Annotated in this window: 6 protein-coding genes; 5 read left to right on the top strand and 1 reads right to left on the bottom strand. The window is 45.2% G+C overall.

Annotated elements, in window-relative coordinates:
- Positions 1 to 2: 2 nt before the first annotated feature.
- Entirely contained in the window at positions 3 to 857 is an 855-nt protein-coding gene (gene metF, locus ACPFYS_RS01445; protein WP_427877183.1) for a methylenetetrahydrofolate reductase [NAD(P)H], read from the top strand.
- A gap of 11 nt (positions 858 to 868) precedes the next feature.
- Here metF and ACPFYS_RS01440 read toward each other — a convergent pair whose 3' ends face one another.
- On the bottom strand, positions 869 to 1,249 hold the full coding sequence (locus ACPFYS_RS01440; RefSeq protein WP_427877181.1) for a hypothetical protein: 381 nt from the start codon (positions 1,247 to 1,249) through the stop codon (positions 869 to 871).
- Between the two features lie 663 nt (positions 1,250 to 1,912).
- Between ACPFYS_RS01440 and ACPFYS_RS01435 the strand changes: the two genes are divergently transcribed.
- The 4 genes from ACPFYS_RS01435 (at position 1,913) to ACPFYS_RS01420 (ending at position 16,183) form a co-directional block, all read left to right on the top strand.
- Complete coding sequence (locus tag ACPFYS_RS01435) at positions 1,913 to 9,238, top strand: LPXTG cell wall anchor domain-containing protein (protein WP_427877179.1); 7,326 nt, start codon at positions 1,913 to 1,915, stop codon at positions 9,236 to 9,238.
- An 876-nt stretch (positions 9,239 to 10,114) separates the two neighbouring features.
- Positions 10,115 to 13,333 (top strand): bifunctional [glutamine synthetase] adenylyltransferase/[glutamine synthetase]-adenylyl-L-tyrosine phosphorylase, encoded by a 3,219-nt coding sequence (locus tag ACPFYS_RS01430; RefSeq protein WP_427877177.1) that lies wholly within the window; start codon positions 10,115 to 10,117, stop codon positions 13,331 to 13,333.
- A 131-nt stretch (positions 13,334 to 13,464) separates the two neighbouring features.
- Positions 13,465 to 14,715: an aspartate carbamoyltransferase gene (gene pyrB, locus ACPFYS_RS01425; protein ID WP_427877175.1), complete on the top strand. Its 1,251-nt coding sequence runs from the start codon at positions 13,465 to 13,467 to the stop codon at positions 14,713 to 14,715.
- Positions 14,716 to 14,770: 55 nt separating this feature from the next.
- On the top strand, positions 14,771 to 16,183 hold the full coding sequence (locus ACPFYS_RS01420) for a dihydroorotase (protein ID WP_427877173.1): 1,413 nt from the start codon (positions 14,771 to 14,773) through the stop codon (positions 16,181 to 16,183).
- Positions 16,184 to 16,198 lie beyond the last annotated feature (15 nt).

The following is a 16,198-nucleotide window of genomic DNA, read 5'->3' as shown; positions in this document are numbered from 1 at the left end:
TGATGCCTTATAAACCAAAGTTTTCGCTGGAAGTTTTTCCACCTAAGCGCACATCTCCTATTGGTACGATTTACGATACTTTAGATGGTTTGCAAGGCCTCGACCCGGATTTTATTTCGGTTACTTACGGCACTGGAAAGCTGCAGGATCGTACTGCTACTGCGCGAATAGCGAACACAATTCGTTCAGAGTATGGTATTAAGGCTGTGGCTCATTTGACGGCTCGCTACCTTGACTATGATGCTGTTGACGAAGCTTTAGAAATGTTTAGTAACGCTGGTGTTTCTGGAGTTTTGGCTTTGCGCGGTGATGTGATTGCAGGTCAAGAGGCTGCCGGCGTTTTTGAGCACGCTAGCGATTTGGTGTCGTATATTCGTTCCAAGCGCCCGGATTTGCCTATTCTTGGCGCTTGCTATCCGGAGAAGCATCCAGAAGCGGAAACTTTGCAAGCGGATATTGAGAATCTTAAACGCAAAGTTGATGCCGGTGTTACGCATTTAATTTCGCAACTGTTTTACGATAACGAAGATTTTTTGCGTTTCCGTGATTTAGTTCGCGCTGCCGGCATTGACGTGCCGATTGAGGCTGGTGTGATGCCTGTGGCGAATGCTTCGCAAGTGCAGCGCATGACGAGTCTTTGCTCTTCGCGTATTACTTCACAGGTTTCCGCAATGATGAGCCGTTGGGGTAGTAACTCTGAGTGCTTGCGCGAGGCTGGCAGTATTTTTGCGTCACAGCAGATTAACGATTTAATTGCTGAAGGCGTGGATGGTATTCACTTGTATACCATGAATCATCCGGGAATTGCGCGCAGGATTTGGGCGAATGTGAAGCCACTTTTTACGAAAATCGGGTAGGTGAGTGTCTACTAGCGCTTGCTTTTCTTATTTTCGTGAGCGTCGCTTGCGTGAGTGTTGTTTGCGTGAGCGACGTTTCTTCTTTCATCGTTTTTTGGTAGAAAAACGTTCGGGAATTTTTTAAGCAAAGCGCGGTGAACCGGTGAAATTTTGCCAATAATCATTCCTACGCAAATTGAGAAAATCATAATCCAAGACAGAAGCTGCATTCTGCAAAGGAAGGCTATAATAATCATTGCAAAACTCAGTACGCTAAGTGCTTGTTGAGTGACGTTTTGCTGTTTTGTCATTGCTTTAACTTGTAGTGGTATTCCTGCGAAGTATATGCCGATTGCTATGCAAATAAGTATGGCAAGTATTGATATTATGCTGCTGCTGGTACTGTTAAACACTTCTTGCCTTCCTTCTTAATTCTTTTTATTTTATTTTTATATTTTTTTATTTTCTATTTTTCGTGAAATCTTTAGTGCGCTTGAATGTGCGTTTCGTTGTTTTTATGCGCGTTCGTTGCGTTTTCTTTTATACTATAATATTTTTCTACTATAGTATAAAAATTTGATTTTGCGACGTGCGAATGTATAAAATTTAAAGAAATGTATAAAATAAATACATAAGCTGGTAATGATTTTTTAAGACAAATATGTGTGTAAAGTGTATTAATTTGGGTTGATTGTTCTAAACTTATGCTTATTCTTAATTAAGAAACTATGATTATGATCACACAATTGTGAAATTTTAAAAAATAAAAAAAGTGCGCGAAAACGTTGGAATAATGTGGCTCGGGGGGGGGGTAATGGCTATTAGTTGTTATAGAGAATCTTTCTTAAAATGCGTTTAACTGCTAGGATGAATCCTAGTTCTACATTATGAAAGATAATACGTTATAACGAAAGGAGTTATAAGTGAATTGTATATATTCATTATTTAATTTCTTAGTTTGTTTTGATCGTATTTAGTTTATTCAATTCTTTCATAATTTTTCAAAAAATTTTAACAGAGATATAGAGACTTAAAACACATAAACATATAAAAGGAAAAACGGAAGGATATATCATATGGCTAATTCAAATTCCGGAAAGCACGCTCGCAAGGTAACTCTGGATGCTGCAGTAAGTAATGCAATTGAAAAGGCTGTTGACGCTCGCAAGGTGGCGGCGTTTACGGTTGGTGCTGCAGGCGTGCTGGCTGGTGCGGCATTTGCTTTTGGTGCAACTCCTGCAATGGCGGCGGAGGCTGGTGCTGCGGCTGATACTAATACTGCTCCTGTGACTGCTGGTGAGAAGGTTGGTAAGAAGGCTGATGCTGGCAAGGCTGCGGATGGTAAGGCGGATGTTAAGTCTGAAGTTAAGGAAGATGAAGCTAAGGAAGCTGATAAGGAGAATCAGACTGGCGAGAAGGATCAGACTGACACTAATAAAGAGGCTGGGGATAAGGCTGAGAATACCAATAAGCAGACTGAGAAGAAATCCGAGAATACTGTAAATACTGATGGTACTGAAGATAAATCGACTGTTGTAAGGAGTCGTGGTAAGCGCTCGCTAGGAAGTAATCAGACTGAGCCTACTAAGGATGCTAAGGCTGAAAATCAGGATCGCGCTTCTAGTGGTACAACAAATCAAGATCCTAATAAAATTAAGCCAGCTGCTCAAGCAGATGGAAGTACCAAGATTGATATTAACGAGAATAACGCTGACACTGTACCAAATGCGTATGCTTGGGGAAGCTCAGACAATACGTATAGCAAAGCTGGCGAAACACACACCGTAACCTTCCACTTTGATAAGCCAAAAGATGGTAGCAAGATTACCAGTATTGCTATTTTCCCTTCTAAGACAAATGGTTTCAATAATGACAAAAGTGAGAGAGGTATTGATTTTTACTCGAAAAATTCAGGCAAACACCAAGCTTATTCTGGCGAATATACATTTACTCCTAATGCCGATGGATCTGCTGATCTTAAGATGACAACTCTTTTCAGGGATGGTAACCTTAATGGCGGTGCTGAGAAGTATACAGCCAGTCGCTCTATTTTCGTGTACGTAACTAAAGATGATAAAGAAGATATTGCTTATAAAACAAACGTATTCCGTGCTGTAACGCTTGTGCCGCCAAAAACTTCCGGATCAGTGGTGCTTAAGTATAACCAAGAGCTTACTCCTGAAAAGGTTCAAGCAGCAATTACTGAAGCTGGCAATGTTGAAACCGCGCGTAGTGATAAAAAGTCGGTAAATGATCAGCTTTCTGGAGCGTTTACGCAAAATATTAACGTAAAGTCTTCGGATGCTTACGACAAGACTATGTTTGCTGCCATTAATGCTAAAAAAGCTGGCGATGATAATACTTACGTAGTTGGCGCGAAGACTCTTAACACTTATATGGTTACGGATTTGGGCTTTAAGTCCGGGGCTATTCCGCTTACAGTTGCGCGCTACGATGATCGCATCGATAAGCCGATTGTTGAAGATCCAGATAGCGTGTCCGATGATGTAAAAACCGAGATTAAGAAGAAGCTTGCGCGCCTTAATAACGTAAGCCTAGATCAGGTGACCATTAACGACCAGGGTGAATTCACTATCAACTTTGCTGGCGTGGATCCAAAGGACGCTCCTAAGATTAAGCTCAGCGACCTTGTGTTGAAGCAGCTTGAAGAAAAGGACGTTACCGTTCCAAGCGATGCTGAAAACTCAACGGTTAAGGCTGTAATTGTTGTTAATCCTCTGGGCTATTCGAACGCCGAGTTGAAGCAAATCAAGAAGGCTATTTACGAAGCTAATAAAGATAATCCAGAACTTGGTTTAAGCGCTACCGACTACGAGAAGCAGATTACGCTTTCGTATCTTACTGGCAATCTTACTGCGACTGGTCATGCTAATCAGGGCATCTCGAATGGTCAGGCGGAAAACACGATTACCGTTAAGATCAAGACCGATAAGGCTGTTGCCGAGTTTACTTCTGACGTAAAGGCGCACAAGCTCACGCGTTTGGCGGATATTCGCAAGGACTACACCGTTTCGTGGACTAAAGACAAGATTGATAAGCGCGACACCGACGAAGGTTTCTCATGGAGCGAAGATAAGAAGACTATTATCTACCGCTACGATTCAACGGCCGCGAAGGAGTTTGATACAAATAAGATTCTTGATTTGTTGAGAGCTACGGCAAAGGATAAGAATTCTGGTTTGCGTGACCTCACGGGCAACGAGAAGCTCGACCACGAAGGCGTGGATGGTAAAGACACGAAGTCGCATGTAGGCTACGTGATTGACAAGAACGGCCAGCCTACAACTGAGTTGTCGCTTGGCAACATGAGCGGTGCTTATTGGCAATATAGTCAGAAGGTTGATAATTCTGGTGTGGACCTCGGCGATAATTTATCGGAAGCTGGTTCGTATTCCTGGGATGAAGACGCTAAGCCGGTATTTGTTGCTGCCAAAAAAGGCAAGGTATATAAGGCGCGCCTGTTTGTTTTGCCGTATGGATTGACGATGTATAGAAATGTTTACATGGAAAACCGCAATCAACCTTGGAACACGCCTAAGGCAATTAACGTTATCTTTGTGCCGCAGACGAATCACAAGACGAGTGATTTGAAGAAGTCGGTTCTCGAGCACAAGACCACTAATATTGAAGGCAATGAAGTTCCTACTGATTCTGCGTACTACAACGCGTCTGACAAAGTGAAGAAAGACTACGAAGATGCATTGAAGGTTGCTCAGGATACGCTTAAAAAAGTTGGAACTACCACAGATGATAAGTTATCTGAACAGCTTAAAGCTGAGGTTGATAATGCAACCATTAAGTTGGATAAAGCTCGCAAAGCTCTTGATGGTGCTAAGACCGATAAAAACGGACTGAACGCCTCAATTGAAGCTGATGGTAAAGCTGCGGAGGGTGCTAATCCTGCGTCTGGTACGCAAGCAACGAATCAGTTCAAGAACGTAAGCGATCCTGACTTTAAGACAGACGATGGCAAGCCTGATACTACCAAGAACGAGAAAGCTAAGGCTGCTAAAAAAGCTTATGATGAAGCTCTCAAGCACGCTAAAGAACTAAATGACGACGAAAACGCCACGCAAAAGGCTGTTGACGACGCCAAGGCGAAACTCGACGCTGCACGCGCAAAGCTTAACGACTTCACCACCAACAAGGATGAGTTGAATAATGCCATCGCTCAGCATGGTCATGTGAACACGGGCGATGCAAAGCTAACTGACCCAAATAAGAAATTAGCTTCCGCCGACCCAACCTACCAAAACTCTACTCCTGAGCAGCGCGACGCTTACGACAAGGCCGTTGCTGAAGCTCAAAAAGTAGTTGCTGATCCAAACGCTTCCCAGAAGGAAGTAAATGCTGCGATTGAAGCACTTAAGAAAGCTAAAGAGGCTCTTGACGCTAAAGCAACAGATAAGTCGCAACTGATAGCTGCCGAAAAGCTCAGCTTCGATAATCCTGTTACTAATGACCCAAGCAAGCAGAGCACCTTCTATAAGAATGCTAAGGCCAAGGCTGAAAGCACTGATACAAGTGTTACTGCAGAGCAGAAGGCAGCTGCTAAGAAAGCATACGAGGCCTATGACACTGCGTTATATAATGCGCGTAAGGTTATTGCAAATAAGGATGCAACGCAAGCACAGGTTAATGCTGCTAAAGAAGCGTTAACTAATGCCGAAAAAGTATTGCATGAAAAATATGCAAGTAACGCTGATGAACTTACGAAAGTTCTTGCGGATAACTTTAGCGGTTACCTGATGCCTGCGTACTTCAATGCTTTTGATAAGGCGCATGCTGGCGATAAGGATGCTGCTGCTGCATTCAAGAATTACAACGATGCCTATCAAAAAGCTAAGGAGCTTAAGAAAAATCTAGAAGATGCTAAGACTGCTGGAACTGCTCCAAATCAAAAATTGATTGATGAAGCTAAGACAGCTCTTGAAAACGCACGTAAAGTCATCGACAAGTATGCAACTAATACCAGCAGACTTTCGGCAGCTGTGTTTAATCACCTTGCCATAAAAAACAGCCCAGCGTATACGAACGTATCTGAAACTGATGCAAGTGCAGAGGCAAAGGCTGCTAAGGATAGGTATGACAAAGCCGTAGAGAAATTAGACCAGGCGCTTAATAAACAGATGCCTAAGGATAAGCAAGGTGATACAGAAATCCCAACTTCTAATCCTCCTGATGCGAATATTGATGTTAATAATGCGAATGCATTGGATAATATTCAGGCACATGCAAACGGTGAGCCACTGGATAGGGATATTACCTCAATCCTTAAGGAAATGAACGATGCTATTGCTGAGTTGAACAAGTTTGCAACCAAGACTGACGAGCTTCTTAAGTCTGTTAACGAGCATGACAATACTCAGCAGACGCCTGCGTATAAGAATGCTTCGCACCCTGATTACAAGAATGAGGACGGAACTAAGAATACTGATAAGAACGGTAAAGCTTCTAAGGCTGTAGACGATTATGGCAAAGCTCTTAATGAAGCTAAGGAATTGCTCAAGAATCCTGCTGCAACTCAGAAGGAAGTCAATGATGCTAAGGATAAGCTTGACAATGCCCGCAAAGAGCTTGACAAGTACAACACCGACATCACCAAGCTCGAAAAGAGTGTTGCTGCACACGGTACTGAGACTGTTGAGGGCACAAAGGATTCCGACGCATACCGCAACGCCTCCGACCCTCACTTTGTAGATGGAAACGGTAATCCTGACGAATATAAGAACCAGCAAGCAAGAGATGCAAAAACCGCCTATGATAAGGCGCTCGCTGAGGCCCAGGCCTTGCTTGCAAAGCATAACGACGATAAAACGCCGCAAGATGCAAAGCCAACGCAAGCCGAAATTGATGCTGCTTTAGCAAAACTCGATGATGCTCGTAAGACGCTGGTTGGTGACGACTCTGCTCTAGATAAGCCAGGTTTCGGCACAAAGACTACTGATTTGGACGTGGAGATAGTTAAGTCTTCAGCTGCTGATGCAACCACTCCAACCCCTGGCACCGTTGAAGATACCACCGCATACAAGAACGCGTTAGCTAAGAAGGGCGAAAAAGGTGAAGAGAATCCTGATATAACAAGATATAAGGAAGCTCTTAATAAAGCGCGCGAGCTCGCTAAAAAGCAAGAGTCTAATAAAGCCAGCGAGCGTCCGTTGCAAAAGGATGTTGACGAAGCATACCGTGCACTTTTGGATGCCAAGAAGATTATTGCTGATGGCTACAAGACCGATGCAACAGCCCTTCAAGACGAAGCAGCGCTTGGTGCAAATGACGGTAACTTTACCAAGAGCCCGGAGTACAAGAACGCCGAAGCTAAGAAAGCTGAAGACGGCGGTGACAATGCTGAGCTTAAGGCGTACAAGGCTGCTCTTGATGAAGTTAAGACCATGCTCAACAACTTTGGTAAAGATGGCAAGCCGAGTGCGGGAGTAGACGACAAAGACCTACCAACGCAAGCTCAAGTTGACGCGGCGCTTAAGAAGCTCAGTGACGCTCGCAAGGCAGTGGAAGCAACGTACAATACTAAGGCCGACAAGCTTGAGAACGAAGTAGGCGATAAGGACGAAACCGGCCAGGATGTAATACCTCCGTTTGAAGCGTCTGTGCCATACAAGAACGCGCTTGAAAAGGCAAATGCTGAATCTGAAGAGGATGCCAAGAAGGATACTTCCGCAACTAAGAAGCTCAAGGACTACGCCGACAATCTCAAAGCTGCGCAGGATCTTATAAACAAGGTAAATAACCCAGATCCAAACGCAAAGCCAGAAGATCGTCCAACTCAAGATGACGTTGACAAGGCTCTTGCAGCTTTGAAGCAAGCCAAGAAGGACATCGACGACAACTTCAAGACCAAAGTTGACGACCTCCAGAAGGAAGTTGACGATAAGGATGAGACTGGGAAGGAGCATGATCCGAAGTTTGAGAACACAACCGAGTTTGCAAATCTCAAGGCAAAGATTGATGGAGATAAGAAGCCTGATGACCTTGTAGCGTATGAGCAAGCTTTGGCAAAGGCTAGGGAACTCATCAAGAAGAACACGGGCAAGATGACCGATCCTCAGGATCCGAATAAGGAAGTTGACGTTCCAAAGGATCAGCTCCCATCTCAAAAGGAAGTTGACGAAGCTCTTAAGAATCTGAAGGAAATTAAGGAAAAGATTAAGAAGAACTACGTTACTAGCCCGCACGACTTGCAAGATGAGGTAGATAAGTCTAAGGACGGAGATAAAGACAAGCGTGATGACGTGTTCGAGAACACTCCTGCGTTCAAGAACGCGACTGCTAAGGGTGATGACGCTGCCAAGCAAGCTCTCAAGGATTACAACGACAAGCTTGCTGCTGCAAAGACTCTCCTTGACAAGTTCGACCGCACTACTGGCAAGCCAAAGACTAATCTAAAACCAGGCGAAAAGGCTCCAACCCAAAAAGAGCTCGACGACGCTCTAAAGGCCTTGCAAGAAGCCAAGAAGAAAATCGAAGACGACTACAGCACAATCAAGTATGATTTGCGCCAGGAAGCTGGTAAGGATTCCGATTTCACTAATTCTCCTGAGTATCAGAATGCTCAAGCTAAGGGTGACGACGCGTCTAAGCAGGCTCTTGAAGACTATAAGAAGGCGCTTGACGAAGCTAATTCTGTGCTTGCAGATCCTAACGCAACGCAGTCTGAGGTTGACGCGGCTTTGAAGAAGCTTAAGGCTGCTAAGGATAAGCTTAGGGATGAGAATGGCACGGATAAGTCTAAGCTTAAGACTGAGGCTGATGATGATGCTAACTTCCGTAAGTCTGTGTACTTCATCATTGGCAACAAGGATGATATTGAGGCTTACAACACTGCTTTAGCTGAGGCTAACAGTGTGCTTAAGGATCCTAATGCTACTCAGGCTCAGGTTGATGAGGCTTTGAGGAAGCTTAAGGCTGCTAAGTATAAGCTTAATCACCCGTTTGGTACTGGCAGTGGTAGTGGAATCGGTAGCGGCTATGACCCTAATGCTGGTGATGGTTTTGCTGTTGAGGCTAATGATTCTCAGAGTGCTTTGGTTGATAAGTCTGCTTTGCAAGTCGAAGTTAACAATGCTGTAGACACTAATGTAAACACTGCGGCAGCTAGAGCCTATAGGCAGGCTTTGGCTGAGGCTCGTCGTGTGCTTGCAGATTCTAATGCTACTCAGGCTCAGGTTGATGAGGCTTTGAGGAATCTTAAGGCTGCTAAGGCTGCGTTGCTTAATAGTTTGCGTGGTGCTTCTGGTGCTTCTGGTTTGAAGCTTGCTAAGACTGGTGCTGAGACTTCAATGTTTGCAAGTATTGCCGCGGCTTTCGCTGGTCTTGGTGTTGCAGGCGTAGCTTCTCGCCGTCGCAAGCACTCTAACGAGTAGTTTCGCTCATAACTAAGCAAATTCCCTCGCAGGTTATCCTTCGATAATCCGCGAGGGTTTTTTATATATACCAGGCATTAGTGAGGTGTGCGTGTTGCTTGTCTCGCAGCGCTGCGCTCTTATACTTTACTTGAACTTAACGGTTGCATAGTTAAGTTTAGTTTCTTACTTACTTTCCCTGCAAAAACAGTTATTAATCAGCGAGACTATTAATATCGCTCCGCTTTTATATTGCTCGACCAAGCAACACCCACTCCTCACACTCAACAGCCAAATCTACTCACAGTAGACTAATTGGTTTTAATCATAGGAATATTAGTGTGGTAGAGATTTGAGATTTTTCGCACTGAATGAGATGAACCTCAGCATCTTTGATGGTGATTCATCGAATGAAGAAGAAAAATATTAAATCTCTGTGATAAACCCGGTTGTTAACGAATTAGCACGCAGAAGTTTGGGGGGATTTCTCTACGAGCACTAAAAGAGGACTGAGCGAACGTAAGTACAACATAAGCAAAGTTACTTTACGTTAAAAGTGTTTTGCATGAATATGTAGCGAAGGCCGGGACGTGCGAGGAGAGAAATCCCCCCAAACTCGCGCCACGCCAAAAATCAACTCATCAACTACGCACATCGTTACGCGCGCAGAACGCACACTGCAGGAGAAACGAAAAAGAGGCAATGTTCGTTACGCGCGCAGAACGCGTACTGCAAGAAGAACGAAAAATCGTAATTATACGTTACGCGCGCAGAACGCGTACTGCAAGAAGAACGAAAAATCGTAATTATACGTTACGCGCGCAGAACGCGTACTGCGCTAGTAACACGGAGTCATACTATGCAGCCTTGTACAGCACCACAATGTAAAGTTGCGGTATGGAAAGTGCGAATAAAATGGATGATGCAGCTGCTGAAACTAATTTTAACGAAAGCAGTGCAAGCAAGTTCGCGCTTACATCAAACGCGCTTACATCAAACGCGCTCACATCAAGAAGTCTTATTAAATCAGGCTTTGCTCGACCAGATGCTGCACGTTGCGCAATGATAGCAATACGCAAAAACTGCAATAAAGTATCGTTTGAAACATTGCTAAAAAGCGCGCTTACTGTTGAAGACCCAGATTCTGCGGTACTTTCATTGCAAGATTTAAGTGAAGCATATACGGAAGTAATAAATAATATTTCAGATTCAAATTCGCAAGTATCAGACGCGTTAACAAGTTTAATGCAAGTGTTGGGAGCGTCTAACGCGTTGGCGATGCTTATGCGCACAAGACCTAATCTTATAAAAGCTGCTGCAAACGACCCTGAACATTTGTTTATAATGACTCGAGAAGAGCGCATAAAAGATTTACTTGATTCTATACAAGCGTATACTGCAACAGTTGTTTCTTCCGAAAGTAGTGATTCCAATTCGATTTACTTAACATCCCTTGGTTTTGTGCAAGCAGTTTCTGCGCTTCGTGCGCGCTACCGTGAGCATGTTGCTGTAATTATGGCGGCTGATTTAGCTAGCGCTGACCCTGTTGAAGTGCAGCCGGATATTAGCCGTAAGCTTTCTGATGCGGCGGATGCTGTTTTGGAGGCGGCTTTGACTATTGCGCGCGGCCAGGTTACTGGTTCTTCCGCGTGCAGGTTTGCGATTATTGCTATGGGTAAGCTTGGTGCGCAAGAAATTAACTACGTTTCCGACATTGATTTGATTTATGTTGTGGAACCGGCGGATTCTAGTAATAAGCAGAATCAGGATGCGGCTTTGCGTGTTGGTGCGTCTATTGCGATGGTTTTGCAAAAAGTGTGTCAGTCGGTTGTTATTGGCTCTGATGAGCCTCCGCTTTGGCAGATTGATACTGCGCTCAGGCCGGAAGGTAAGGATGGGCCTCTTGTTCGAAGCCTTGAATCTCACCGTGAATATTACGAAAAGTGGGCGAGCAGCTGGGAGTTTCAGGCGCTTTTGAAGTCGCGTCCTGCTGCGGGGGATGCGGATCTTGGAAAAGCCTACCGCGATATGGTTGAGCCTCTTATTTGGAAGGCTTCTGGCCGTGAGCATTTTGTGGCGGACTGTCAGCATATGCGTCAACGTGTTGAGTTGCTTATTCCTGCTTCGCAGCGCGATCTTGACATGAAGCTTGGCCGCGGTGGTTTGCGTGACGTTGAGTTTACTGTGCAAATGCTGCAACTTGTGCACGGAAGTGAGGATGAGTCGCTTCGAGTAAGGGATACTATTTCTGCTTTGCAGGCTTTGGCTCAAGGCGGTTACGTTTCTAGGTCTCAGGCGGCGATTTTGGCGGAACACTACCGTTTTGAGCGTGTGCTTGAGCATCGTCAGCAAATGTGGAGTATGCATCGCACGCATTTGTTCCCAGATTTGGGTGCGCAAGGAAACGGCGGTTTGGATCGTGCGCGCACAATTTCTACCGAGCAGCTTAATAATAATGAGCAGATTCGTCGTCTTTCTCGTGCTGTGCGGCTGCGCCCGGAAGAGTTGGTTGAGCGTTTTGATAAAGCTCGCCGTGAGATCCGCAATTTGCATAAGGATATTTACTATCGTCCTATGCTTCCGATTAATGCACAAACTGATGCGGATCCTATTGTACTTTCGCCGGAAGCTGCTCGCGCGCGTTTTGCTTCTATTGGTTTTGCGGATGCTGCCGCCGCGCAATTGCATGTTGAAGCGCTTACGGAAGGGCTTTCTAGGGCTGCTAAGATTCACAGGATTCTTCTTCCAGCTGTGTTGAAGTGGCTTGGCGACGGCCAGAATCCAGATATGGGTTTGCTTGCTTGGCGTCGTCTTGCGGAGCGTTTTGGCGGCAAGAACACGTATCTTGGTTTTTTGCGTGATTCTCCTTCTGCAGCTCAGCGTCTTTGCCACGTTTTGGCGGATTCGCGCTATCTTGGCGACGCTATGATGCAGTCAATGCAGTCTATTACTTGGCTTGGTGACGATGATGCGTTGGCTGCTCGCGATAGAGCAAGTCTTGATATGCAAACTAGCGCAATGGTTGCTCGTTACGCTAGTAATATTGCGGATTTTGCGCAGTCTTTGCGTGCGCTTCGCCGGCAGGAAATTGAGCGCGTAGCTTTATCTTGGATGTGTGGTCTTATTGACGACGATACTTCTATGCGCGCTATGAGTGACGTTTTTGACGCTGTTTTAGACGCGGCTTTATGCTGGTCTATGCGCGAGTCTGCTTTGCGCATGAGTTTTAGCTCTCCTCAAGCCGAAATTGCGATTATTGCGCTTGGACGTTACGGTGGTAGGGAAGTAAACTTCTGCTCGGACGCGGACATTATGGTAGTTTATAAGCCGGTTGGTGAAGATTGCGATTTAGATGCGGCTCACCGTTTTGCTCAAACAACTGTAGAGATTTTGCGCAATATTTTGCAAGGGTCTCTTACTCTTGAGCCGAAAATTATGGTTGATTTGGATTTGCGTCCGGAAGGGAAAGACGGCCCTCTTGTGCGCAGCTTGGAGTCTTGCGAAAAGTATTATCGTCAATGGGCGAGTACTTGGGAGCATCAGGCGTTGCTTCGAGCGCGTTTTGCTGCAGGTTCAAAAGAGTTGGCGGATGCTCTACTTGATGGCGTTGTGAACGATTTGCGTTACGCTGCAAATCCGCTTAGTGAGTCGCAGCTTGCTGAAATTCGTAAGCTTAAAGCGCGTATGGAAGCGGAGCGTTTGCCTAGGGGAGTTAGTAGGGATAGGCATTTGAAGCTTGGTCGCGGCGGTTTAAGTGACGTTGAGTGGACTGTTCAACTTTTGCAATTGCAATACGCTGGCACTTACGAATCTTTGCGCGTTGTTGGCACAATGCAAGCTTTGAAAGCCTTGCAATCTGAGCATTTAATTGAGAATGAGGATGCGCAAATTTTGGAGCGCTGCTGGCATATGTGTTCAGCGGTGCGCAACGCGAACTTCTTGTGGTCTGGATCAATGTCCCGCGCGGATGTGATTCCAACCGACTCGTATTCGCTCGGCGGAATCGCAACTTATCTTGGCTACGAGCCGAATCAGGGTCGCGTTTTTGAAAACGATCTTTTAGCAACCATGCGCCAGTGCCGTGAAACCATGTCTCGTCTTTTCTACGGTCGCTAATTTTGCTGTAGTTAATGCTAGTATGCCGCCACTCCGGGTGGGGGATTCGTCAAAGCTAATCAGTAATATTGCGTAGGTCGCGTGTGGTTGCGACCGTCTTGCCAACTGACGAAAGGTAAGCGATATTTATTATGACGAACGCAATGAACGCTTCTAATTCTTCTGTTTCTTCAGATCAAATTTTTTCTCGCAACACAATTGCAAATTCACTAGCAGGTAAAAGTGTTGTTACATTAGACGATATTTCAACGGCGCAAATACGAATGCTTTTAGACAAAGCGCGATACATTGATTCGCACCGTAAAGAAGTGGCTCACACTTGCGATGGCAGAGTGTTGGCCACTCTTTTTTATGAGCCGAGCACGCGCACACGCTTAAGCTTCGAAACGGCAATGTTGCGTTTAGGTGGCAAGGTAATCGGCTTTGCAGGCGCGCAACTTTCCAGCGCAAGCAAAGGTGAGACTGTAAACGACACTTTGAAAGTTGTGTCTAATTATGTTGATGTTGTTGCAATGCGTCACCCAAAGGAGGGTGCGGCTTTCGTTGCTACGCAAGCTGTGAACACACCTATTATTAACGCAGGTGACGGCGGTCACATGCATCCAACTCAAACTCTTGCAGATTTAGCAACGATTCTTGCACGTTTTGGCAGACTGAATAATTTAACTGTTGGCTTGTGTGGCGACTTAACTTACGGCCGTACAGTTCACTCGCTTATTGAAACTTTGTGCCGCTTTGGAAACGTTCATTTTGTGCTAATTAGCCCAGATGAGCTGAAAACTCCGCAGTACGTAATCGACCGAATTAACGACACTCCTTCCTGCACTTACGAGGAAACTCGCGACTTGATGGAAGTTATTGGCAATCTTGACGTGCTTTATATGACTCGCGTGCAAGAAGAGCGTTTTACGGATCGCGAACAATACTTGCGACTTCGCGACACGTACATTTTGACGGAAGAAAAGTTGCAGAAAGCAAAGTCGCATATGCCTGTGTTGCATCCTCTTCCGCGTATTAACGAGATTGCGGTTGATGTTGACGACGACCCTCGTGCAGCATACTTTGAGCAGGTTAAAAACGGTATGCTTATGCGCATGGCTTTGGAAAGTTCCGTTCTTGGCGACGAGCTTTGCGGCTACGAGCCGACAGATTTTGTGAACGTTCCAGAAGACGAATTGCAAGCGGTTGACGCACACGGAATTTCCTTAGCAGATCCTCGCGTACACACAACTGACGAGAATGCGCCTGAAAATCTTACATGCCCGAATCCTCGTTGCATAACAAACAGTGAGTTAACTCTTAAACGTAAGTTCTACAAAGCTGATTCCGTAAGGCACGAGTATCGCTGCATGTATTGCGACGAAGAAGCAGAAGCCAAGTAAAAAATCCGTAAAAGTCTTAATATAACTATAAAAATTACGCAAAACTAGGAGTGATATGAATAACGCAAACACCTTAACTTTGCGCAATATCTCCGTGTGGGATACTGGCGAACGAATCGATCTTATTGTTGATGGAGTTCGACAAGATGCCCTAATAGAGCCACATGCGCGTGTTGCTGGAGATATTGACGCAAGCGATTGGACTGTTGCTCCTGGTTTTGCAGACCCGCACGTACACTTTAGGGATCCTGGTCAAACAGACAAAGAAACCATGCTTACCGGAAGTGAAGCCGCTGCAGCAGGTGGATACACTCGTGTTCTTATTATGCCGAATACTATTCCTGCAGTAGACGGAGAGCCATGGGGAGCATCACCATTTGATGCAGAAAACGTTATAGATTACTTGCAGCGTTACGGTTGCTTTTATGGAGTAAAACTTCCAGTGCGATACGATTTAAGCGTGTGTGCTTCTCTTAGAAGAGCCGGCTTAAAACCAAGTCGTATAGAAAATTGGCGAAAATACGTTCCTGGAATTGACGACGACGAAAAAACTTCGCCAATGAAAAAGCATCCAGTGACGGCAATAAGTGACGACGGTGCTGCAGTTCCAGAACCGATTTTGCACGACGTGCTAGCTATGGCAAAACAAACTGGTTTGCCTTTTGTGGAACATTGCGAGCATCACGATACTGGAGCAGTAAACGACGGACCTGTAGCAAAAATTATGGGAGTTGGCGGAATACCAGCATCTACAGAACTAGCTATTGTGCAAAGAGATATTGACGCAGTGCGCGAAACTGGGGTACATGTACACTTCCAGCATGTGAGCACGGCCGCAGCTTTCAAAGCGATTCGCAAAGCAAAAAAAGAAGGTTTACCAATTACTTGCGAAACTGCTCCACACTACGTGGCTCTTTGCGATGAGGATGTTCTGCGATACGGATCAATGGCAAAAATGAATCCGCCTCTTCGTTCAAAAGCAGACAGGCAAGCAACGTTAGCTGCTATTGCCGACGGCACAATCGACATGATAGCAACAGATCATGCTCCTCACACAATGAAAGAAAAATCAGGCGATTTTGCGAGCACACCAAACGGAATTATTGGACTTGAGTGCGCGTACGGAGTGTGCAGAAAAGTACTGGTTGACGCAGGATACACAGACGACAAGCATTTAATAGAATTAATGGCAGTAAACCCGATGCAATTAATGAGTAAAAGACCAACTGATATTGCAGCTTTACTGAATGTTTCGTCGAGATGCGCAAATAAGAGAACGCTACGATTAAGCATTACAGAGCATCCAGAAAATGTTGATCTAGTGCTGATTAATATGCGTGAAAAATGGACGGTTGACGCAAATTTGTTCCATTCAAAAGCAAGAAATACGCCATTTAACGGCTGGCAGCTTACAGGCAGGCCGGTTGCTACGATTATTGGCTCCGAACTAGCATTCTCTAGAATGTAATTACAGTTAAGTGTG

The organism is Gardnerella sp. 2492 (assembly GCF_050320365.1).
In the GTDB taxonomy this organism is placed as follows: Bacteria; Actinomycetota; Actinomycetes; order Actinomycetales; family Bifidobacteriaceae; genus Bifidobacterium.
This window is presented reverse-complemented; position numbering and strand designations above follow the sequence as displayed.